The sequence below is a fragment of the Dyadobacter jejuensis genome, from assembly GCF_003149085.1.
Lineage (GTDB): Bacteria > Bacteroidota > Bacteroidia > Cytophagales > Spirosomataceae > Dyadobacter > Dyadobacter jejuensis.
In genome coordinates, this window is the sequence record NZ_QGDT01000011.1 from 17133 (window position 1) to 39129 (window position 21997).

At 47.2% G+C, this 21997-nt stretch carries 18 protein-coding genes; 11 read left to right on the forward strand and 7 right to left on the reverse strand.

The features are described 5' to 3' along the window. The first annotated feature begins 251 nt into the window (after positions 1-251). On the forward strand, positions 252-1970 hold the full coding sequence (lysS, locus tag CLV98_RS17690; protein WP_109676398.1) for a lysine--tRNA ligase: 1719 nt from the start codon (positions 252-254) through the stop codon (positions 1968-1970). Between the two features lie 61 nt (positions 1971-2031). Here the strand turns inward: lysS and CLV98_RS17695 are convergent, their stop codons facing one another. Beyond that, entirely contained in the window at positions 2032-2226 is a 195-nt protein-coding gene (locus CLV98_RS17695; RefSeq protein ID WP_109676400.1) for a cold-shock protein, read from the reverse strand. A gap of 352 nt (positions 2227-2578) precedes the next feature. Between CLV98_RS17695 and CLV98_RS17700 the strand changes: the two genes are divergently transcribed. Then, on the forward strand, positions 2579-2800 hold the full coding sequence (locus CLV98_RS17700; RefSeq protein ID WP_109676672.1) for a PspC domain-containing protein: 222 nt from the start codon (positions 2579-2581) through the stop codon (positions 2798-2800). On the opposite strand, the gene CLV98_RS17705 is transcribed toward CLV98_RS17700, so the two are convergent. From CLV98_RS17705 to CLV98_RS17715, 3 genes are all read right to left on the reverse strand, one after another. Further along, complete coding sequence (locus CLV98_RS17705) at positions 2781-3809, reverse strand: glycosyltransferase family 2 protein (RefSeq protein WP_109676402.1); 1029 nt, start codon at positions 3807-3809, stop codon at positions 2781-2783. The genes CLV98_RS17700 and CLV98_RS17705 overlap by 20 nt on opposite strands. A gap of 10 nt (positions 3810-3819) precedes the next feature. Beyond that, positions 3820-4167, reverse strand: a complete 348-nt coding sequence (locus CLV98_RS17710) for a YbaB/EbfC family nucleoid-associated protein (RefSeq protein WP_109676404.1) — start codon at positions 4165-4167, stop codon at positions 3820-3822. Between the two features lie 228 nt (positions 4168-4395). After that, the gene (locus CLV98_RS17715; protein WP_109676406.1) at positions 4396-6336 is read right to left on the reverse strand and encodes a T9SS type B sorting domain-containing protein; all 1941 of its coding nucleotides are present in this window, start codon (positions 6334-6336) and stop codon (positions 4396-4398) included. 223 nt (positions 6337-6559) lie between these two features. Between CLV98_RS17715 and CLV98_RS17720 the strand changes: the two genes are divergently transcribed. Genes CLV98_RS17720 through CLV98_RS17730 form a run of 3 tightly spaced genes read left to right on the forward strand, consistent with a single transcriptional unit; the run spans position 6560 to position 9293 of the window. Then, the gene (locus tag CLV98_RS17720) at positions 6560-7807 is read left to right on the forward strand and encodes a bifunctional 3,4-dihydroxy-2-butanone-4-phosphate synthase/GTP cyclohydrolase II (protein WP_109676408.1); all 1248 of its coding nucleotides are present in this window, start codon (positions 6560-6562) and stop codon (positions 7805-7807) included. Then, positions 7804-8235, forward strand: coding sequence for a GNAT family N-acetyltransferase (locus CLV98_RS17725; protein WP_109676410.1), 432 nt, complete (start codon positions 7804-7806; stop codon positions 8233-8235). The genes CLV98_RS17720 and CLV98_RS17725 overlap by 4 nt, the downstream gene beginning before the upstream one ends. A gap of 59 nt (positions 8236-8294) precedes the next feature. After that, positions 8295-9293, forward strand: a complete 999-nt coding sequence (locus CLV98_RS17730) for a bifunctional heptose 7-phosphate kinase/heptose 1-phosphate adenyltransferase (protein ID WP_109676412.1) — start codon at positions 8295-8297, stop codon at positions 9291-9293. Between the two features lie 26 nt (positions 9294-9319). Here CLV98_RS17730 and CLV98_RS17735 read toward each other — a convergent pair whose 3' ends face one another. After that, positions 9320-10300 (reverse strand): hypothetical protein, encoded by a 981-nt coding sequence (locus CLV98_RS17735; RefSeq protein WP_109676674.1) that lies wholly within the window; start codon positions 10298-10300, stop codon positions 9320-9322. A 105-nt stretch (positions 10301-10405) separates the two neighbouring features. On the opposite strand from CLV98_RS17735, the gene CLV98_RS17740 reads away from it, so the two are divergent. Continuing rightward, a complete protein-coding gene (locus tag CLV98_RS17740) occupies positions 10406-12136 on the forward strand; it encodes a DUF4153 domain-containing protein (RefSeq protein ID WP_109676414.1) in 1731 nt (576 codons plus the stop codon). Positions 12137-12808: 672 nt separating this feature from the next. After that, on the forward strand, positions 12809-13810 hold the full coding sequence (locus tag CLV98_RS17755) for a polysaccharide deacetylase family protein (protein ID WP_109676420.1): 1002 nt from the start codon (positions 12809-12811) through the stop codon (positions 13808-13810). Positions 13811-13869: 59 nt separating this feature from the next. Here the strand turns inward: CLV98_RS17755 and lpdA are convergent, their stop codons facing one another. Beyond that, positions 13870-15267, reverse strand: a complete 1398-nt coding sequence (gene lpdA, locus CLV98_RS17760) for a dihydrolipoyl dehydrogenase (protein WP_109676422.1) — start codon at positions 15265-15267, stop codon at positions 13870-13872. Positions 15268-15547: 280 nt separating this feature from the next. On the opposite strand from lpdA, the gene prfB reads away from it, so the two are divergent. Together prfB and CLV98_RS17770 are read left to right on the forward strand one after the other, a co-directional pair. Beyond that, positions 15548-16622, forward strand: a protein-coding gene (gene prfB, locus CLV98_RS17765) for a peptide chain release factor 2 (RefSeq protein WP_109676424.1) whose coding sequence is annotated in 2 segments (ribosomal slippage) — positions 15548-15607 and positions 15609-16622 — 1074 coding nt in all. Because the reading frame shifts where the segments join, the coding sequence is not laid out codon by codon here. Positions 16623-16686: 64 nt separating this feature from the next. After that, positions 16687-17487: an alpha/beta fold hydrolase gene (locus CLV98_RS17770; RefSeq protein WP_109676676.1), complete on the forward strand. Its 801-nt coding sequence runs from the start codon at positions 16687-16689 to the stop codon at positions 17485-17487. 121 nt (positions 17488-17608) lie between these two features. Here the strand turns inward: CLV98_RS17770 and CLV98_RS17775 are convergent, their stop codons facing one another. Then, positions 17609-19447, reverse strand: a complete 1839-nt coding sequence (locus tag CLV98_RS17775; RefSeq protein WP_146202306.1) for a hypothetical protein — start codon at positions 19445-19447, stop codon at positions 17609-17611. Positions 19448-19919: 472 nt separating this feature from the next. Between CLV98_RS17775 and CLV98_RS17780 the strand changes: the two genes are divergently transcribed. Then, complete coding sequence (locus tag CLV98_RS17780) at positions 19920-20996, forward strand: NAD-dependent epimerase/dehydratase family protein (RefSeq protein ID WP_109676428.1); 1077 nt, start codon at positions 19920-19922, stop codon at positions 20994-20996. A gap of 50 nt (positions 20997-21046) precedes the next feature. Beyond that, positions 21047-21994, forward strand: a complete 948-nt coding sequence (locus CLV98_RS17785; RefSeq protein WP_109676430.1) for a glycosyltransferase — start codon at positions 21047-21049, stop codon at positions 21992-21994. Positions 21995-21997 lie beyond the last annotated feature (3 nt).

The window sequence follows — 21997 nt, forward strand, 5'->3', positions numbered from 1 at the left end:
ACCCTTCTATCAAAAACTATTCCTAAACGAAGCTTACGAATTAGGATACAACCGATACACTTCTCCCCGCAGCTCCTTTTATACCTCAATATCTTAGGTAAAGAATAATTCAGGAAGGAACATAGCCAAGAAGAGGCATTTTGCGGGAATGAGCGTAAAAAATGTTAGTTTTGCGGTCTCTTTTAAATTCCTAATGAAAAGAAAAAGGATATTTAGGAGGCGATTTTAGCCAAAACAAGCGAAACATACAGATGTTACTGAGCGAACAGGAAATACTACGCCGTCAGAAGCGGGAAGATTTGATAAAAATGGGTATCGAGCCCTACCCGGCAGAGGCCTTTCCGGTAAATGCCTATGCCGACGACATTAGTAAAAATTACGAAAACCGTAAGATTGACTATAAGAACGTGAGCATGGCAGGCCGGCTCATGGGGTTCCGGATCATGGGGAGTGCCGCTTTTGCCGAATTCCAGGATAGCACGGGCCGAATTCAACTCTACTTCCGCCGCGACGACCTATGCCCGGGCGAAGATAAGACCCTCTACAATACTGTTTTCAAAAAACTGCTAGACATTGGGGATATCATTGGCGTGCAGGGTTTTGTATTCACCACCCAAACTGGCGAAATATCCGTTCATGTTCAGGAGTTTAAGCTTCTCAACAAGTCGCTACGCCCCTTGCCCGTGGTAAAACGCGACGAGGATGGCAAAGTACATGACGGCTTCACCGATCCCGAACTCCGCTACCGCCAGCGGTACGTGGACCTGATCGTGAACCCAGAAGTGCGCGATATATTTATTAAACGGGCCAGGATCATCAGCACCATGCGGTCGTTTTTTGACACCCGTGGCTGGCTGGAAGTGGAAACCCCCGTATTGCAGTCGATCCATGGTGGTGCCGCTGCCAAGCCTTTTACTACCCATCATAACGCCCTCGATATGGGGCTTTATCTCCGTATCGCCACGGAACTCCACCTCAAACGCCTCATCGTAGGTGGCTTCGAAGGAGTGTATGAGTTTGGTAAGCTCTTCAGAAACGAAGGGATGGACCGCACGCATAATCCAGAGTTCACTACCGTAGAGCTTTATGTAGCCTATCAGGACTACCTTTGGATGATGCAAATGACCGAAGAACTCCTAGAAAAAGTAGCCTTGGCCGTAAATGGAACTACCAAAGCGACTTTTGGCGAGGTAGAGCTGGATTTTGCAGGACCATACCCTAGGCTCAGCATTACCGACGCCATCCTTCAATATACAGGCCTGAATGTAGACCTACTCGACGAAGCGGCTATCAGGACCCAGTGCCGCGAATGGGGCATGGAGGTGGACGACAGCATGGGCAAAGGAAAACTGATCGACGAGATATTTGGCGAGAAGGTAGAATCGAATATCATACAGCCTACCTTTATTATTGACCACCCTGTGGAGATGTCGCCTCTTACCAAAAAGCACCGTTCGAAGCCCGGGATGGTCGAACGCTTTGAGTTATTCGTCAATGGCAAAGAAATTGCCAACGCCTATTCGGAGCTAAACGACCCCATCGAGCAAAAAGCACGCTTCGAAGACCAACTCGTATTAAAAGAAAGAGGAGACGATGAGGCCATGGAAATGGACGACGACTTTATACGTTCGCTGGAGTACGGCATGCCCCCTGCCTCGGGTATAGGCATCGGCATCGACCGCCTTACCATGATGCTTACCAATAACGCCAGCATACAGGAAGTGATATTCTTCCCCCAGATGCGCCCAGAGAAGAAAGTGGAACTAGCCAAGGATGCCGACTATGTGGCCGCTGGAGTTCCGGCGGTATGGATACCGGCCCTTCAAAAGATGAATCTATTTACGATTGAGCAGTTAAAATCGGCCAACCCTAATAAGGTTTTTAACGACTTGGGAGGTTTGAGGAAGAAACTTAAAATCAACGAAAAAATGCCCACCCTGGATCATGTGAAGGAGTGGATAGAAGCTTAAATAAAAAAAGCCAAAACCGGATAACACACCGGTTTTGGCTTTAGGCTAACCAATCAGAAAATTATATTTTTCTAATTTGAACGGCATTTAAGCCTTTCTTACCTTCTACAACTTCGAACTCCACGTGGTCATTTTCACGGATCGTGAGCCCGCCCAATCCTGTCACATGGACGAAAATGTCCCTGTTGGTGTCGTCTTCAACGATAAAGCCGTATCCCTTGGCCTCATTGAAAAATTTTACAGTACCTGTTGGCATAATAGTGTAATAAATAATGAAATAAGGTGAATATACATCAAGAACTTATTGGAGATTCATTCTTTCGAAGACCTTTGCGATTCCAATATAAACAGAGGGATATCAGTCAAGAAGCCATATAAATTTTGGAGTTATGCATCAGAACATCTTGAAAGTAATGAAGCCTTCATAAATTCTTATATCACAAAGAAACAAAAATTGTTGGGAAAACAATTTAATTGTGGTAATAATTTGAATATTTAATAGTTAACGGTATTTTGCTCCTTCTTGCTCATTTGTACTGAAATTTACTCATAAATTGTATATTACCATGAAAATACTAAATTATGAGGCTACCAATGGCCCAAGGATCATGAATAAGCTGAGGTATTTCGTTGAAGACCGAATCTTTGGTGTATGTGCCAATTTGGGAGAAGTACTCAAGATACCGGCCAGTAGCATTCGGCTCTATTTTATTTACGCTACTTTTATGACTTTTGGCTCGCCCATTATTCTCTATTTGGTCATGGCCTTCTGGATGCAAGTACGGCAGCACTGGCGTCGGCATCATAACCCTACGGTTTGGGAACTTTAGCCGTATGGATTCCGGGCAGATCAGGGAAGTGATGGTGACCATTTACAAAATACTCCCAAACTACACTTTTATAATATAGCGGAGCCCTATAACGGGTACGTTTCTCGTGCCTTATGAGCCGGGGCACCATGGCATAGAAAGCGAAGTGCGCCCTGATAATGGCCAATACGTCGGGCCAGGCACCAGTGGCCATAAACCGTACACTGGATATCCCATCCAATATTAACCGATAGAAAATGGTCTTCCATCGCCTTCCTTTAGGGAGGTTTTTAAAGAGCATAATCAGGTTATTGCGGTAATTCAAAAAGGTTTTCCTAGGATTGGACTTATGTAAAGTCCCTCCCCCCACATGGTATACGGTGGACCGGCCCGAGTAGGTGACGCGGTAGCCTGCATTGAGCAGTCGCCAACAGAGGTCTATCTCTTCCATATGGGCAAAAAACCTTTCGTCGAACCCCTTGGCGGCCTTAAAGGCCTCGGCCCTCACGAACAGGCAGGCTCCAGTGGCCCAAAACACATCGACTTCGTCGTCGTATTGGCCTAAGTCCTCCTCTCGTGTATCGAATATTCTTCCTCGGCAAAAGGGATAGCCCAAATAATCCATATAACCCCCTGCCGCTCCGGCATATTCGAAATGGGAAGGTAGATCATATGCCCTTATTTTTGGCTGGCAGGCGGCAATTTTCTCATCGGAATCCATAAAACGGACTACCGGATCGATCCAGTTTTTGGTAACCTCAATATCCGAATTGAGCAACACAAAATATTTCGAATCGATCCTGCTAAGTGCATAGTTATACCCGCCGGCATAGCCTAAGTTTTCGGCGATTTGGATGGTATGGATCTCCGGATGATGCTCCCGTAACCAAGCCATCGATTCGTCTGTAGAGGCATTGTCGGCAATCCAAATAGGATAGCCAACAGAATTCGCCACAATAGTTGGAAGAAACTTTTCTAGGTAATGCCTGCCATTAAAGTTGAGTATTACTACTGCCGTGCCTGAGCTCATTAATACTCCATTATTTCATTAAACTGCTCAAGTCGAACCCAGGTATATTGGGCATTACCCCGGCTGTGGCCTTTTGAAGATGTTCCTTGACCTTGGGTTCAATATTCTCAAGAGCCTTATTGACGGCCGCTACCACTAGGTCTTGTAACATTTCCTTGTCGTCGGGATTGACCAGCTCAGGATCTATCTCTAGGCCCACCAAGGTTTTTTGACCATTGACGGTCGCCTTTACCATGCCACCACCCGACTCTGCCGTCTCCACAATCCCCGACAGCTGCTCTTGTGCCGTCTTCATATTCGCTTGAAGGTCCTTCATCTTACCCATCAAGCCCATCATATCACCCATATTTCCAAACATCGCTCTATTTTTTTGGTATTGTTAAATACTCGGACCTTACCCCCTAGGGGAGGCTATCTTTCTGGCACTTTTACCAGTCATAACAGCCCATTTGAACGCATAAAAGTACCACTTTTTTCTACTTATTTGTATCTTTTAGTCGCGTAAAGTAGGTAGGCGGCCCCTTATCTACTGCTATTAAAACCATCTATTACCCATTTAGATTCCCATATTAAGCCGTCAAGTCTCCTATCGCAGCAGCAGAAAGCCCCCTTTACGGACCTGAACCTGTCCCCCTATATCGGTAACCTCAATTTTATAGGTATAATACCCTTCCGCCGCTAGGCTACCATCCCGATATCCATCCCAGCCTTTGGCAGGATCTTCTGACCGAAATACCACCCCTCCCCATCGATCGAAGACGGACAGGACAAAGCGGGTAGTAAAATAGGCCTTCACCTCGAAATACTCATTGATACCATCCCCGTTGGGCGAAAAAGCATCGGGAACCAGTAGAATAGGGTCCCTGCTGAACATCAAGACGTTCGAATAGCTCCATTCCCCACCCGCTCCCAAAACCTTAGCCCTATACTGATAGCTGGTCATAGACTGGTCGTTCAAGCTCACCAGGTGATTATGCAGCTTACCCTTCGGGATTGCATCGATCACGGAACCACTTTCATCGATTACTTCTAAAAAATAAGTGTCGATCCCTTCTAAAAACGGAGAGGAGGTCGTCCATTCTAATCCAGCAGCACTCGCATTGAGCAAGACGGTACACACCGCATCGCTGGGTGGCGACCGAAGCTGACAGGCATTCTCATAAATAAATCGATAACAATAGCTCCTTTGAGCTGGGTGAACCTGGCTGTCCAAAAACTTCAAAGCTTGATTGTTGTCTGGAGAAACGGGCACAAAACCAGCACCTCCGGCCTCGCTGCGTTCCACAATCAGGTCGTAGGTGCTGGTTAGCCCCACTCCCGTTAAGCTTACACGCGTTTCTACCTGCCCGGGGTCCAGCACCGAAACGTATCCATTAATGATTTTTTCGGGCGCTGAGGAGGTAGGCACCAAATCGAGCTCATTGGAATGCGATACGGCACCATTCTCCAGTACAGCCAAAAGTTCATAGCGATAAGTTTTCCCACACTGTACCGCATTGTCGATATAGGAAACGGCGTTCGGACTACTGAATATCACCTTACCATCTCTTTTCAACTGGTATTGGCTCAGCTTGCTGGAGTGAGGCAAACTCTTCCAAGTTACCGACACGATTTCGTCCAAGGTCACACTTCCTTCTTCCAGCACCATATTGCTGACGATCTCACTCTGCACGGGGTTATCGCAAATATCCCTCGACACTAGGGCAAATCGATACCTCTTGGTAGGGTCCAAGTTCTCGATGTAGGCAATTTGTACTCCTGCACCTTGGGTTGCCTTTCCTGTGTCGACGAAAGTACCAGTACCTTCGTCCAGCCATACGGCCGTTTTTATGCCTTGCATGCCCTGGAAAGTCACCTTCGCTCTTCCATTGGAAAGCATTTCGAGGCTACTAATTTTTATATCGGCCAAGGAGGTGGCGCTATTGGCAGCAGTTAACACCAGGGGCTGGGTGAGTCCGGAGCATCGGCCATCCTGATAGCTTCCATACACCGTAATTTTTGAAAAAGGCACGGTATATTGGTGCTCCAGAGCGTAGTCGTCGCCTTTTTTCCAGGTGTCATGGGGGCTACCATCTCCCCAATTAACGATAATTCCATCGAACACCTTAGTAGCCTTATTCTCCAGGAGGGTCAATAATGCCTTACCGTCCGGACAGAGTACCAATTGGGCTTCAGGAGCCGCCGTCTCGTAAACGGTAATATCGTTGCAGTAGTGAAAACCCGTTCCATGGGCACTCCCTACTTGTACGATGGTAAAAGTCCCGGCTTCGGGATAGATATGCCGTGTATCTTCCGTTAAAACGGCCTCGGCGGGTGGGTCGATACTCGTTCTGTCGAAATCGTAGGCATATTTAATGAGGTCCCCACCGGCCACCTCGTTGGCCACCTGCACCTCCAAGGGAGCACATCCATGAGAAGGATTGAAACTAAAGCCGCCTCCACCGCCTGTCTGTGGACAATACTGAGCCGCAGCTGGCACGATCTGCAGCAATATAAGCCCTAGAAGTACGGTATAGAAGTTTTTCATTTGTCGTGCTGTTCAAGCTTATGGGGCTTCATTACTTTTCCTTTCTTCTCGATAACCTAGAAATTTCAGTAAAAAGCAGGCCCTTGCCCCCGTGATGAAACGTTAGGCGTTTTTCCTTTGTTGCTTCATTACCAATGTAAAATTAAAACTTTTACAGTTTAAGGCTTTAACTTTGCACCTTTAACGCGTAATTCAGTGAAACTATTTTTCACCTACCAGACTAATGGATAATAATAGTAATTCGATAAAGTTAGATAGCATCGAGGACGCCATCGCCTCCATCCAACGAGGCGAGGTCATCATAGTAGTCGACGACGAAGATCGGGAAAACGAAGGGGACTTCGTTTGCGCCGCCGAGTCCATCACCCCCGAAATTGTTAATTTTATGGCTCGCGAGGGCCGGGGCCTTATCTGTGTCCCCATCACCGAAGAGCGCTGTGAAGCCCTAAACCTCGAAATGATGGTAGGCAACAATACGGCGCTACACGAAACGGCCTTTACGGTATCGGTGGACTTGCTGGGCCACGGCTGTACCACCGGCATATCGGCAAGCGACCGCGCCAATACCATTTTGGCCTTAGTCAATCCCGACACCAAGCCCGAAGACCTCGGGCGTCCTGGACATATTTTCCCCTTGAAAGCCAAAGCCGGCGGTGTACTGCGGCGGACGGGTCATACGGAAGCGGCGATCGACTTTCCTAGGCTGGCGGGTATGTCGCCAGCTGGGGTATTAGTAGAGATTCTCAACGAAGATGGTACCATGGCCCGCCTACCAGAGCTACGCCAAATTGCCGACAAACTCTCGTTAAAGCTAGTATCGATCAAAGATCTGATCGAATACCGCCTAAAAAAAGAAAGCCTTATAAAAAGGGAAATAGGCGTCGATATGCCTACTAATTGGGGACATTTTGAGTTGATCTGCTACCGACAAGTTAATAATGGCGCCCTTCACCTGGCCTTGGTAAAAGGAAGCTGGGAAAAAGACGAAGAAGTGATGGTACGCGTGCACTCGTCCTGCGTAACTGGCGATATCTTCGGCTCCTGCCGCTGCGACTGTGGTCCTCAGCTGCATGCCGCCATGGACATGATCGACAAGGTCGGCAAAGGGGTCATCGTATATATGAATCAGGAGGGCCGGGGAATTGGCTTACTCAATAAGCTAAAGGCCTATAAATTACAGGAAATGGGCCGCGACACCGTAGAAGCCAACCTAGAGTTAGGGTTTACCGTCGACGAACGCGACTATGGCGTAGGGGCTCAGATACTCCGGGATTTGGAAGTGTCCAAACTAAAACTCATTACCAACAATCCCAAAAAACGCGCCGGCCTGATCGGCTATGGGCTAGAGATTGTCGACACCATTGCGATAGAAATTCCCTCTAACCCCCATAACGAAGACTATTTGAGGACTAAAAGAGATAAATTAGGCCATAGCCTATCTAACCTGACCTTCCCATCGACCAAGGCATGAGTACTATACAATGCGTAAAAACGGATGCAGACGCCCTGAAATGCCGAAAGGCCATTCAGGCGCTGCGGCCCGCCATCACCGACGAGCAGTATTTACCGGCTATGCACCAAACCCTGGCCGACCGTAGGCAAGTTATCTTCATCGAAGAAGAAGGAGAAGCCATTTCGGTGGCCGTATTTGAAACGGGTTATAACCTTATCCGCGGCAAATACATCTATATCGACGACCTATCGACACTCCCAGCCGCCCGTGGCAAAGGCCATGCGGGCAAGTTGATAGACTGGATATTGGAATATGCGAAAACAAAAAACATAGACCAGGTCCATCTGGATTCGAGTGTCAATGTGGCTCGAACCGATGCACATAGGCTCTATTTAAACAAGAGATTTCAGGTTTCGAGCCTACATTTCACACATCAAGTTCAGTAACTTGTCGGTAGTAAGGACCATCTCCTCCACCGCACTATTTACGTCAAAAAAGTTAATCCATGGAAATCCCGCAGTTATTTGAAGCATTCAATCAACTAAAAGTATTAGTAGTAGGCGACGTCATGCTGGACTCCTATGTATGGGGAAAGGCGGAAAGAATATCCCCCGAAGCCCCTGTCCCGGTGGTGCAGGTTACCCGAAGGGAGTACCGCCTGGGTGGTGCCGGCAACGTATTGCTGAACGTCCAGGCCTTGGGTGCCGAGGCAATCGTCTGCTCGGTGATTGGTACCGACGGCCCCGGCGACCTGTTGGAGGAAAGCCTAAAGCAAAAGGGCCTCAACTGCGATGGCCTCATCAGAAGCCCCCAGCGCATCACCACCATCAAAGAACGCATTATCGCCGGCTCTCAGCAGGTAGTTCGCATCGATACCGAAACGGAAAAGGATATTTCGGATCAGGAACAAGAGCTCCTTCTTCAAAAAGCCGCAGAGCTGATTCCCTCTTGCCAGGTGATCATATTTGAAGACTATGACAAAGGCGTGCTCACCAGCAAGACCATCGCCGGGATGATCGCCCTAGCCAAACAGCACGGTGTACCTACCGTAGTAGACCCTAAGAAAAGAAACTTTCTAGCCTACCAAGGCACCACACTTTTCAAGCCCAACCTGAAAGAACTGCGGGAAGGCCTTAAAATTGAGTTCAATGTGGATAACCCTGTGGAACTCGCCAATGCCGTGGTCCTATTGAAGGAACGCCTGCAAGCAGATGGAGCCCTTATCACCCTCTCCGAAAGAGGCGTCTATATCGACTACCAACAGGAACAGTGCCATTTGCCGGCCCATATTCGTCAAATCACCGACGTATCGGGCGCAGGCGATACGGTGATCAGCATCGCCGCCTGCTGTGTGGCCCTGCAGCTACCCCCCACGCTTATAGCCGCCATCTCTAACCTGGGAGGAGGACTGGTATGCGAGCGCATAGGCGTGGTGCCTATCGACAAGGCCCGCCTCCAGATAGAAGCCGAAAAGCTCGATACCCTAGCGGAAAAGTTAGGTTAAAAAACAACCCATAGGCCAACCGGATATTACCAATTGATACCCGTTTGGCCTATGCCCATTTTACGGATAAACTTGGACGAGAATTTGGAGCGATGCGTGATATACCGCACGCTGGCACCGATATAAGGAGTGGCCTGGGGCGTATACGAGGTAAGGTTCTCCCGGGCGCTGTTGAAGGTCCTAACCTGACGGAAGGTGGACAATCCCGCCTCCACCGATACATTCAACACCGAAAATACATGCACATTGCCCGACAATCCTAGCTTGATTTGTCGGTAGTTCTCCCTTCTCAATAATTTTTCCTCTGGGGTTTGTACCTGAAAGCCCCCCGAATAGCCATTCAATCCGGCAAACATATCCATATTAAACCATTTGGTGGCTTTGTAATTGGCATTAACCATAAAAGGCAATAGGGCCGATATACGCCATTGTTTCCCGATCCCCTTGTTGATTCCAAAAACAGGAACAAATTTTATTTTCTGGTTATAGGCCAAAATGGATCCGTATAGAATTTGAGTTTTCAGGCCCAAAATATGCATACGAGCTCCCCCACCCCATATAAAGGGTTGAGGCGTAAACAACGTTTCGTTGGTCTCTGTGATCCCTAAGCCACCCCCATATACCCATAGCTTGTCCTTTATACTCGCCTGCATGCGTAGCACCCCCAATGAAAGGGTTTTATAACCATTTTCAGGATTGTCAATACCCCCTATCGTTGGCTGAAGCTGGTTATACTGCGCCAGCATCACGGTATGAACGGCCCTAAGGTCTAGCTTTTTCTTAAGGCTAAAACCGAGCTGCACCTCACTTTGCAAGGGAATAATACCCAAAAACCCCGCCTTACTCAAGCCATACTCCTGGCTGTTGCCCATGGGAGAGGGAACGGCGTATTCGGCCTTAAGGGTCACATTCGGATAGAACAGTCGACTCAGCGAAAAATGCTGAGCTAGTGTCGGTTGCACGGCCAGGGCCAATACGGCCACTAAAAGGGGTAGTCTATATTGCATATAATCGAAAAGAGGTAGCTTGGGCATTAAAACGTGCAAAGGTAACAGGTATTGTCTTGAAAATTAAGTTACTTTACACGCACGCTATCTTAAATTCTCAGTAGTATGTTTCAATCAATCTCTTTTGGAGCACTAAAAACCAGCACCCTACAAACCATCTCAAGGTTTCAATGGGTCCTTGGGCTCGTCTTGGGGCGTTCTATCCTGATGGTGTGGCGGATAGAGAGTCAACACCAGTCGCCGGGATACCGAGATGTCCTAGACAAGCTGATCCTAGTCCTGCTGCTCGCCTGCCCGCTTATGATAGGGATATCTCTGGCCGCCGAAAGGACCTCCTCCCGCTTCCGATCCAAACTACTAGGGTTCCTGGCATTATCGGTCATTCTGCTGACGTATTACTTTTTCGGAATCAATGCCAAGCCCTCCTTGATCGACTACTACCGATTTGGCATCCTTTTCCTAGCGGCCCATTTGCTAGTAGCCTATGCTCCGTTTTTGAACTATAGAGAATCCAACGGATTTTGGCAATTCAATAAGGCCCTATTCCTCCAATTCCTAAATGCTACCCTTTATGCCGTCACCCTGTACATTGGGCTGATGGTCGCCGTGCAAACCGTCCGTTTCCTTTTCAATATCGAATACCTTTTCGAGATCGAAGCCGACGTAGCAGTTTTAATCCTCTCTTTCTTCCATAGCGTATTTTTCTTAAGCAAAATCCCTACCGACCTGGCCGCCTTAGACTTGGAAACGGCTTACCCCAAGGGACTCAAAATATTTACCCAATATGTGTTACTACCCCTAGAAATCGTATACCTAGTGATTCTCTATGCCTACACGGGTAAGATCCTCTTGGAGTGGAGCCTCCCTTCAGGAGGTGTGGCCTATTTGGTTCTTGCCTTTTCTGTGGCGGGTATTTTTGCCTTATTACTTTTGTATCCCTTGCGGCAGGTGCTTACCGAAAGATGGATCGTTCTTTTCAGTCGCAGGTTCTACCTGGCCCTGTTGCCCCTGCTGATTCTATTATTTGTAGGGATTCTCCGAAGAATCAACGATTATGGCATCACCGAAAATCGCTACATCGTCGTCACGCTCGCCCTGTGGCTGGCGGCTCTTGCCCTCTATTTTTTATTCAGTCGAAGAAAAGAGATCATTTGGATACCCATCAGTCTCTCCCTAATCTGCGTCTTTTTGGTATTAGGCCCTTGGAATATCTTTGAAGTGTCGGAGAAAAGCCAGCTTAAAACTTTCCAACGGCTGGTAGTGAACCATCAACTCCTCAACACCGAAGGGGTCATCACGCATCAGGCAACCCTTCCTGCCGACGACTATGAACAGTTACTGTCTATCGTGGACTATTTCAGGGATAGGGATACTACAGTTCTGGCTTCCTATTTCCCCCAACCGACAGACAATAAACTGGCTTCCCGATACGACCAACACCAGTACTTGCTCAAAAAAATAGCGAACCAAAATACCCCATTTCAAGAGTTCACTTACAGTGTAGGACCGAAGGCTTTGATGGATATCGAAGGGTTTTCAACCTTGCTTTCATTCAATACTTCCATCGACGTACCTTTAGAGACGGAAGGCTGGAAAATAACCATGCACCAAAACAAACTTTTAGTCGCTAGGCAAGGCCAACAGGTCCTAACCTGCGACCTTCCCCAAAAAATCCAAAGCCTAAATCAGACGTATGGAGACGAGAACAACATGGTTCCTCCCAGTCAGCTGACCTTCAATGGGGTTTGGAGAGGTCATCCTATTCGCGTCAGTATTGAGTCGATACACCAATCCAATCAAAAACAGATTATAGCAAGTGGCTATTTATTATACTAAGTGCGGATAGAAGATGGCTGTTTTTGAAAATACTGAGGATGGCTTAGGACAGCTCCTCCAAGCACCTTTAAGAGATTTCAGTCCGCCTATCGCTCTCTCTATCATCCGCAGGCCTTCTTGTAAACTGTCAAATTCGGACAATTGCATGTTATATTTATGCTCATGCCATAAAAACTGCCAAAGTAATTTTCTCAACATTTCCTGTTATGCCAGATAGTCTTGAGTAGTAGTGAATGGGAAATAATTATAAAAACAAATCAAACTTTAAGGTTAGCCCTACAAATATTTTATCCCCAAATCAGGGACAAGGCTAGCAAAACTTCGAAAGTCAGGATCACCGATAGGCCCTTCAATATCGATAGTAGGAGTCTGTAGAGGAGTAAATAGGAGCGGATTGGTGGTAAACCTTGTGATGTTTCTAATAACCCACAGTCGTTCGATAATAGGAGCAGGCTTCCACTGCGAAAACATAACCCTTCCTGGGCATGCGGCGAGCATGTATTAGGTGGTACTCAGCAAGGCCAACGGAGTGCAGGCCAAGAGGGCCTGGGTGGGTGAAGTAAGCGACCAAAAAGTCACGATCGAATTGTTTTTCTGTCGGGACATTAGTACCATTGGTTAAGGACAGCGTACTATAGGCTACTATTAACCATCCTACAATCCAACAAACAAATGAAAAGAATCGCGTTTATTGCAGTATTGACGCTGCTAGGTCATATGTCTCAGGCCCAATCGCCCGCCACCACCTTTGCCGAAAAGCTCGGCTACCCCAAAGGGAAAAAAATCATCATTATGCATATAGACGACGTAGGCATGTCCTACGAGTCGAACCAGGGGGCCATTCGTGCCATGGAAGAAGGGGTAGCCAATTCGCTAAGTGTGATGATGCCCTGTCCTTGGGTACCGGGTTTCGTGCATTATCTAAAGGAGAACCCCACCGTCGATGCCGGCTTGCACCTGACCATGACCTCGGAGTTCAAAGACTACCGCTGGGGGCCCTTAGCCGGCAAACCTCAGGTAAAGGGGTTGGTCGACTCGGAAGGGGCATTGCGGAAAGGAGTACGCGATGTAGTCAAAAACGCCACGCCCGACGAGATCGAGATCGAGATTCGCGCCCAACTGGCCCGGGCCCGGGAAATGGGCTTCGAACCCACCCATATGGACTCGCATATGGGTACCCTCTTCGCCACTCCCGAATATATAGAGCGGTATCTAAAAGTAGGTATGGAAGAGAAAATCCCGGTGATGTTTCCTGGTGGCCATAACACCGTGGCCCAGTCGCAGGAAGAGCTCGTAGCCGAGCAGCTGCAAATGACCCGCAAGGTAGGGCAAATGTTGTGGGCGGCAGGCTTACCCGTACTCGACGACCTAGAAAACAGTAGCTATGGTTGGAAAGAGCCCGAGTCGGGCGACAAAAGCCCAGAGGCATTGCAGGCTTATAAAACTGAAAAGTACATTCAGGCCCTGGAGAATGTAAAACCAGGCCTGACCATGGTGATTATGCACTGCACCATTCATTCCGAAATATTCCCTCATATCTCCGACTCCTGGCCAACGCGCCAGGGCGATTTCTTGGCGATGATCGACCCTAAGCTGAAGGCTTATATAGAAAAAGAAGGAATCATCCTCACCACTTGGAGAGAGGCCATGGAACGGCGTAAAAAGATAAAATAGAAAACCCATAAAAAAGGTGTGGGGGAACGCCCCACACCTTTTTGTAATATCCTCAACGACTACAAGTCGATAGCCTCTCCATAAGCCGCTTCGGTAGCACCTTTCACCGCTTCCGACATGGTAGGGTGAGGATGTACTGAACGGAGGATCTCATGAGAAGTGGTTTCTAGCTTACGGGCCACTACCACCTCGGCGATCATCTCAGTTACGTTCATACCAATCATATGCGCTCCTAGGAATTCACCATATTTGGCATCAAAGATTACTTTTACAAAACCTTCTTTCGCTCCGGCAGCAGATGCTTTTCCAGAAGCCATGAAGGGGAATTTGCCGACCTTAATATCATAACCTGCTTCCCGCGCTTTTTTCTCGGTAAAGCCAACGGAAGCGATCTCAGGCTGGCAGTAGGTACATCCAGGGATGTTGCCATAGTCTAGGGCTTCGGTCTTATGTCCGGCCAATTTCTCGGCGCAGATAATTCCTTCGGCCGTCGCCACGTGTGCCAAGGCAGGCCCAGGGGTACAGTCGCCGATGGCATAGAATCCAGGAACGCTAGTTTCGTACCATTCGTTAACGGCAATTTTGCCTTTATCGGTCTTGATACCCGTTTCTTCCAAACCGATGTTCTCGATATTCGAAACGATTCCGGCAGCCGAGAGTACTACATCTACTTCAAAAGTTTTCTCTCCGCTTGGCGTTTTCACCAACACCTTGCATCCCTCACCGCTAGTGTCTACTTTCTCCACGGAAGAGTTTACATACGTATCCACGCCCAGTTTTTTGTATTGCTTGGCGATTTCCTTCGAGATATCTTCGTCCTCTACAGGAACCAGGTTGGGCATAAATTCAACCACGGTAACCTTCGTTCCCATAGCTGCATATACATAGGCAAACTCCATCCCGATAGCACCCGACCCTACTACGAGTAGCGACTTAGGCTGCTTTTCAAGGCTCATGGCCTTGCGGTATTCAATTACCTTTTGTCCGTCAATTTTAATATTTGGCAATTCGCGGGCACGGGCACCGGTGGCGATAATCACCCCTTTGTTGGCCGTATAATCCACCTTTTTACCATCTTTATCGGTAACCTCAACGGTTTTAACCCCTTTGGCCTTTCCAGCCCCCATGATGACGTCGATCTTATTCTTCTTCATCAGGAAGGCGACCCCTTTGCTCATACCTTCGGCCACACCGCGGCTTCTTTTGATCACTGCACCGAAGTCCGCAGACGATTCGCTTACATTGATACCGTAATCCTTGGCATGCTTGATATATTCGAATACCTGCGCACTCTTCAAAAGGGCTTTGGTAGGGATACATCCCCAGTTCAGGCAGATACCACCTAAACTTTCCTTTTCAACAATTGCTACTTTTAAACCAAGTTGGGAGGCACGAATTGCAGCGGGGTAACCACCGGGACCGCTTCCAATCACGATCACGTCATAAGTTTGAGCCATTTTCTATTGTTTTTATTGGTAAAGAAATGGGTTGTCATAAATTTGTTACAAATGTAAGACGATTTACGAGAAACACTGCACCGACAAAGGGTGGTATTTAATAGCTTCTTACCATAAAAGGAAAAGTTGTAGCTTTGCAGTTCAATGGATTGTGCTTTTTGTCCTACTCGCAAGCTACCAATCCACAGACCGTAGCGTCCAAGCCCTTGTTGGCCTCTACGCTAATGCATATGAGCACGGTCGCTTTAAATATTTTTTTTCACTAAAATTCAAACTTCAAATGACACTTGAGCAATTGAAAGACTTGAAAGCCCGTGTACAGGCTTTGGGGAGGTATCTTTGACTACGATAACCGAAAAAGACAACTAGACGATTTAGAACAACAGACCGTTCAACCCGAATTTTGGAACGACTCCAAGCGGGCAGAAAAAACCATGCGCGAAATCCGTGGATTGAAATTCTGGACCAACGGTTTCGAAGAGCTCTCAGGACTACGTGACGACCTGGATACCATCTGGGAATTTTACGAGGCCGACGAAGCCACCGAAGAAGAGGTGGACGAGGAGGGCAAAAAACTCTCCGACAAGCTCGATGAAATCGAGTTCCGGAAAATGATGGGTGAAGAAGGCGACGACCTACCTGCCGTTATCGAGATCAACTCCGGAGCCGGGGGCACCGAGTCTCAAGACTGGGCATCCATGCTTATGCGGATGTACATCATGTGGGCCGAGAAAAACGGCTATAAAGTCCGTGAGGTAGACCTGCAAGATGGCGACGTGGCGGGAATCAAGTCGGTGACCTTGGAAATCGATGGAGAATATGCTTATGGCAACTTAAAGTCCGAAAATGGAGTTCATCGCCTCGTAAGGATCTCTCCGTTCGACTCTAATGCCAGGAGGCATACCTCCTTTACTTCGGTATATGTGTATCCATTGGCCAACGACGATATCGAGATCGACGTCAATCCGGCCGATATCACCTGGGACACCTATCGATCGGGAGGTGCCGGTGGGCAGAATGTCAATAAGGTGGAAACGGCCGTGCGCCTACACCATAAGCCTTCTGGAATTATTATCGCTTGTCAGCAGGAACGCTCTCAGCTGATGAACAAGGAGGTGGCTATTCGACTTCTGAAATCGCGCCTGTACCAAATCGAGCTCGAAAAGCGGAATGCTGCTAGGGCAGAAGTAGAGGCCTCCAAACGGAAAATCGAATGGGGCTCGCAGATCAGGAGTTATGTACTGGACGACCGGAGGGTGAAAGACCACCGCACCGATCACCAAACCTCTAACACCGATGCCGTGTTAAATGGTGATATCAACGATTTTATCAAGGCTTACCTAATGGAATCTTAATTATTGCTTTATATCGTCGATGCCCTTCGGAACATTTTCTTTCGGAGGGCATTACCAATACCTTATGCTCCACGTAACGGTCCTTCCCCCTCAGCCTATTGCTGGCACCAGGCCTCTGCTGGCCTTTCATGGCATCGGTCAAACGGGCCCCGAATGCTATGCCCCGCTAGCTGAGCAATGGAGTGAGCACTACACCGTATATGCCTTCGACCTTTACTTTCATGGTCGGCAGGCTAGCACCGCTCCCATCGACGCCTCCCAAGCGATCAGCAAAAAGCAGCTTGCCGAGCAGATTAGCACCTTCTTACAGAAAGAAGGCATCGACCGTTTCGACGTCATCGGGTTTAGCATAGGAGGCCGCTTTGCTATGGCCACCCTCGAAGCCTTCGCCGACCGTATCGACAAGGCCTACCTGATAGCACCCGACGGTGTCTCCGAGCACCCAGTCTACCATATGGCAACCCGTTGGCCCCTCGGCCGACTGATATTGAAGCGGCAAATGACGCACCCCCAATTATTCTTTAAATTGGTGCGAGGTCTCAAAAATATCGGATTGGTAAACAAGAGCCTATTGCGGTTTACGGAACAAATCATGAATACCAACACCAAGCGTCTAAGACTTTATAACGCCTGGGTAGGGTTCCGACGGCTACGTTTCGATATCCCTGCCTGGTACGTGCAGATCGCCCGACAGCCAGTTGAATTGTATTTGATCGTCGGAGAATACGACAAATTACTAAAGCCCTCAGCCGTAAAACCCCTAGCCAAGCTCCTTCCCCACGACCATTTCTTAATACTCCCAGGGGGGCATACTACCGTCGTAGACAAGGCAGTGGTATATTTGAGTCGGGAAGGAATCATATAAACTCACTCATTCTGGGTTTCGACAATCTCCCTCTTGACCAGGCTCCTCGTTCCTCACCTTGTGGTTAGCCAATACCTGCCCACAACCATCCATCCATAAATCCCGAAATGATTATAAACAATTAATAGGTTCTAACATTATTTTCAAAATCGTGAAAAAGCGTCTTTCCATTAAAATTAAATTCAAACGTTTTGGCTTTTTTCTCCGCTTGAATATAGGGCGAATCGAATCTTTTGTAAGCGGTATTCAACAAAGCTCCATCGACCTTGAGGGCATCGTCGTATTTCAGATCATACACATGCCCTTGGCTCTGATAGGTTAAAGTAAGCTTGCGCTCATTAAATTGAATTTTATTGGTTTTAATACGATTAACAAATTCTTCAAAAGGCCCATCTTCCGACTTTGATCCCGCTTCGGTTACCCAATATACCCTTTTTCCTTGTTGGATAAGGTCTTCAGCATCACCTTCTCTAAATATCAAATCGTTAGCCCCAATCATCGCACAGTAGCTATCGCCTTTTTTTCCGAAGATATAGCGATCCTCGACAATCGTACTGTCAAACTTTTCCTTTGGGAAATACGCATGGGTATAGTTTAATAAATCCTTTTCCATCATTCCTTTTTTAGCTGGTATCCGATAGATAGAAAGATTTACATGTTTGTATTGTACCGAATGAGGAAGATGGCCATAGCCCACCCAGTAATTCGGAGACTGAAACTTCACGTCCTTTTCTAGATAAGGGTGACAGTGAAATATAGCAAATTCATCCTTGATATTCATTCCAAAAACATGGTGCTGATCGGCATAATTACCCACATCATAGCTTTGCACCGTATACATGGAGTAGTCATTAGTCTTATAGGTGTAGGTATTCCCTTTTTGAATAGCCGTTCCAATTTGTTGTGGTTTCAGGATATTGACGGCTAGAGGTTCCAGGTGAAAAAAACGCAACAGCGGGTTGTCGAGTTTCTTAAAATCGGCGGTAAACGCATTGGAGAACATCCTATAGGAGCGAATATGAGCCAGTGAGTTGCGCACGATTTTGGGATTGACAAAGGCTTCCATCCCCCACTGCATCATCAGGCTACGGGTGTCTGTGCCAAAGTATCCTTCCGATTTTAGCTCAGCGATATCAAGTCCATTGCTTTGCTTGATGACCAAGTTAGAGCTATCCCTAGCGATTTCTTTAAATATGGGAGGCAGTTCATATTTTTTTGAGACCATCAATCCATACATCATCCCTGCATCCAATTTTTCACCATTACCCCAGTAATATTGGGTGACACCGCTTAGATTGGCCTCCTTTCCACCCTTTCTATTTCTTTCATAAGCGCGCCCACTTGCCGAAATAAACATGGTTTTTGAACTTTGGGCCGCGATGTCGTAGAAGAGTAAGTCCAGGATGATCTTACTTTTTGATGTTATCTCCTCGTCCGCTGCATAGTCAATCAAGTTGATCAATGCCCCAATATCTTCTTTGTAATACACATTCGAATAGAATTCGGTGAACCCATAATTCCAGCGCATCGACAACCACTCCAGGATACGCTTTTGGGCTTTGAGCATATGATCCCGACCTGTTAATCCACTATTTGGGAAGATGCTTGTCGGATATTTTTGACCAATAAGGTACTCAGCTGAGGCAAAAAGTATCTGGTGGTTTTCGCTCCAGTAGCACATCGAATTTTCACCGGGTTCATCTAACCAATAGCGAAAATGGAAGAGCACATCTTCTATTTTGGTTTTATAATGCAACGGTATATCATTTTCAAATTCATATAGAATCCGAATGAGGTTAACCATCCTAAAGTCGGAACAATCATATTCCTTTTTAATGTACTCTAAGGTCCCATCAAGTCGTCGCCAATCGATATTATTTTCCCCATTCACCAGTTCCCAATACAGCTGATCCTCTTCCACTTTTATTTCAGTGCCAGGCCTGCTAGGATAGATGGTCAAGCCCGAATTTGAAGCTCGATGACACCCTGACCCTATGATGGAAACGTATATAAAGGTGAACAGTATCGCTAACCTCGTCATTGGATGACCCTGCATAAATTGGATTTTCTATTTAAAATGCATAAAACCATGACGAATTTAGTTCTTTAAAGGAAGAATCCATAGGGTCTTGGTGCGTATTATGAATGGGAGTCCAGGCACATCCCATTCATAAAGCATGCTAGAGAAGAGATACCCCATTCTGAGTAATAGGAAAATGAAATAGTAGTATGGCCTTTTGCAACCACCGATTGAAGGCTGGTTACAGCCCATCTCCATTACTTATTGGAACATACGACGATACCGGTGAGTATATAACAACACAAAGACTTAGGTCAGATTTTGGTGAAACTCACCATTTTTAAGTTACTTTACATTTTAGAGGCTTAGCACGTCCAAAGAAATATTTTTAGATCAAGACAAATTACACTATATGAACATCGCCATTGTAACGGGCTCTGCCGGCCTGATTGGGAGTGAATCGGTCGCCTTTCTTTCTGAAAAGTTTGACCTTGTAGTCGGAATCGACAATAATTTAAGAGAGTATTTTTTTGGGGCCGATGGCAATACAGACTGGAACAAAAGCCGTATCCAGGACGCATATTCCAATTATAAGCATTATGCTGCCGATATCAGGGAGGTAAGTCAATTGGAGCCTATATTTAAGGAATATGGCAGCGATATCAAGCTAATCGTCCATGCAGCGGCGCAGCCTAGCCACGACTGGGCCGCCAAGGAACCATTTACCGACTTTGGAGTAAACGCCGTGGGAACGCTCAATATGCTTGAGATGACGCGCCTGAACGCTCCTGATGCGGTATTTATCTTTACATCTACCAACAAAGTATATGGCGATAACCCTAACTACCTTCCATTGGTAGAGCTGGAGACGCGTTGGGAGATCGACGAGAACCATGCTTATTTCAAGAATGGAATCGACGAGCAGCACAGCATCGATCATACCAAGCATTCAGTCTTTGGTGCTTCTAAGGTAGCGGCCGATATTATGGTTCAGGAATATGGCAAGTATTTCGGCATGAAAACCGGTGTATTCCGTGGTGGCTGTCTTACGGGTCCTAACCACTCGGGAGCCCAGCTACACGGTTTCTTAGCCTATTTGATGAAATGTGCCATCACGGGCAACCATTACACCATTTTCGGATATAAAGGAAAGCAAGTTCGCGACAACATCCATAGCCATGACCTGGTGAATATGTTCTGGCATTTCTACCAAAATCCTCGTGCAGGAGAGGTTTATAACGCTGGAGGAGGTCGTTTTGCCAACTGCTCTATGCTGGAGGCTATCGCCCTTTGTGAGGAAATTACGGGCAACAAACTTTCCTACTCGTATTCCGACACCAACCGCATTGGTGACCATATCTGGTATGTGAGTGACCTTACCAAATTCAAAGAACATTATCCAGGCTGGAACTGGGAGTATGGCCTCACCGAGACCCTTACCCAGATTCATGACGGTATTTCGTCCCGTCTGCGCTTACAAAATAGTTAAAAAACACTTAGCCACCCCGCCTTGGTGGGGTGGCCTACTCTACCTCCCCCATGGCCGAAAGCTTCGTTATTGTCATTCCCCAATTCAACGACTGGGAGGCGCTGAATCTGTTGATTGTCAAAATCAACCAGGATCTGGCTCCAGAAACGCTTAGCAACACCACATTACTCATAGTAGACGACTGCTCCTCAAAGGATCAAACGACCCCTTTCCCTCCATTTAATGGCAAGGAGGTGAAGCTATTGAGGCTTTATAGAAATCTGGGGCACCAGAAATCTATTGCCATTGGCCTTTCCTATGTGGCCGAGCATATCCCTTGCGACAAGGTGGTGGTGATGGATGCCGACGGAGAGGATGCGCCGGCCGACATCAACTTAATGGTGGCCAAATCGATGCAGGAGCCCGGTAAAATTATTTTTGCTGAAAGGAAGAAGCGAAATGAAAGCTTCCTTTTTAGGTTCTTTTATGTGATCTATAAGCACCTATTCAAGCAGCTAACTGGCAAGGTCATTACATTCGGGAATTTCAGCCTGGTACCACAACGCCGACTACAAAATCTGGTAAGAGTTTCCGAGATCTGGAACAATTACCCGGGGGGGATCATCCGCTCTAGGATCCCCTACGATTCGGTGCCTACAGACCGGGCCAAGCGCTTGGCCGGAAATAGCCAGATGAACTTCGTATCGCTGATCCTTCATGGACTGAGTGCGATATCGGTGATGGTCGATACCACAGCGGTACGCATACTGATATTCTCTATCCTGATGTCTATCGTGGCGGTGGCATTTATATTCGTAATTTTATTCCTCAAAGTGATCGGCAATGCTACTCCAGGCTGGGCTTCTACCCTAGGCAGCACGCTGATGATCCTGATGTTACAATCCTTTATGATATCTTTGTTTCTGGTATTTATGGTTTTGCAGTACCGTTCCCAGCAACATTTTATACCCGCCATTCATTACCGTGACTTTGTTGACACGGTCGATACCATCGGATAACCC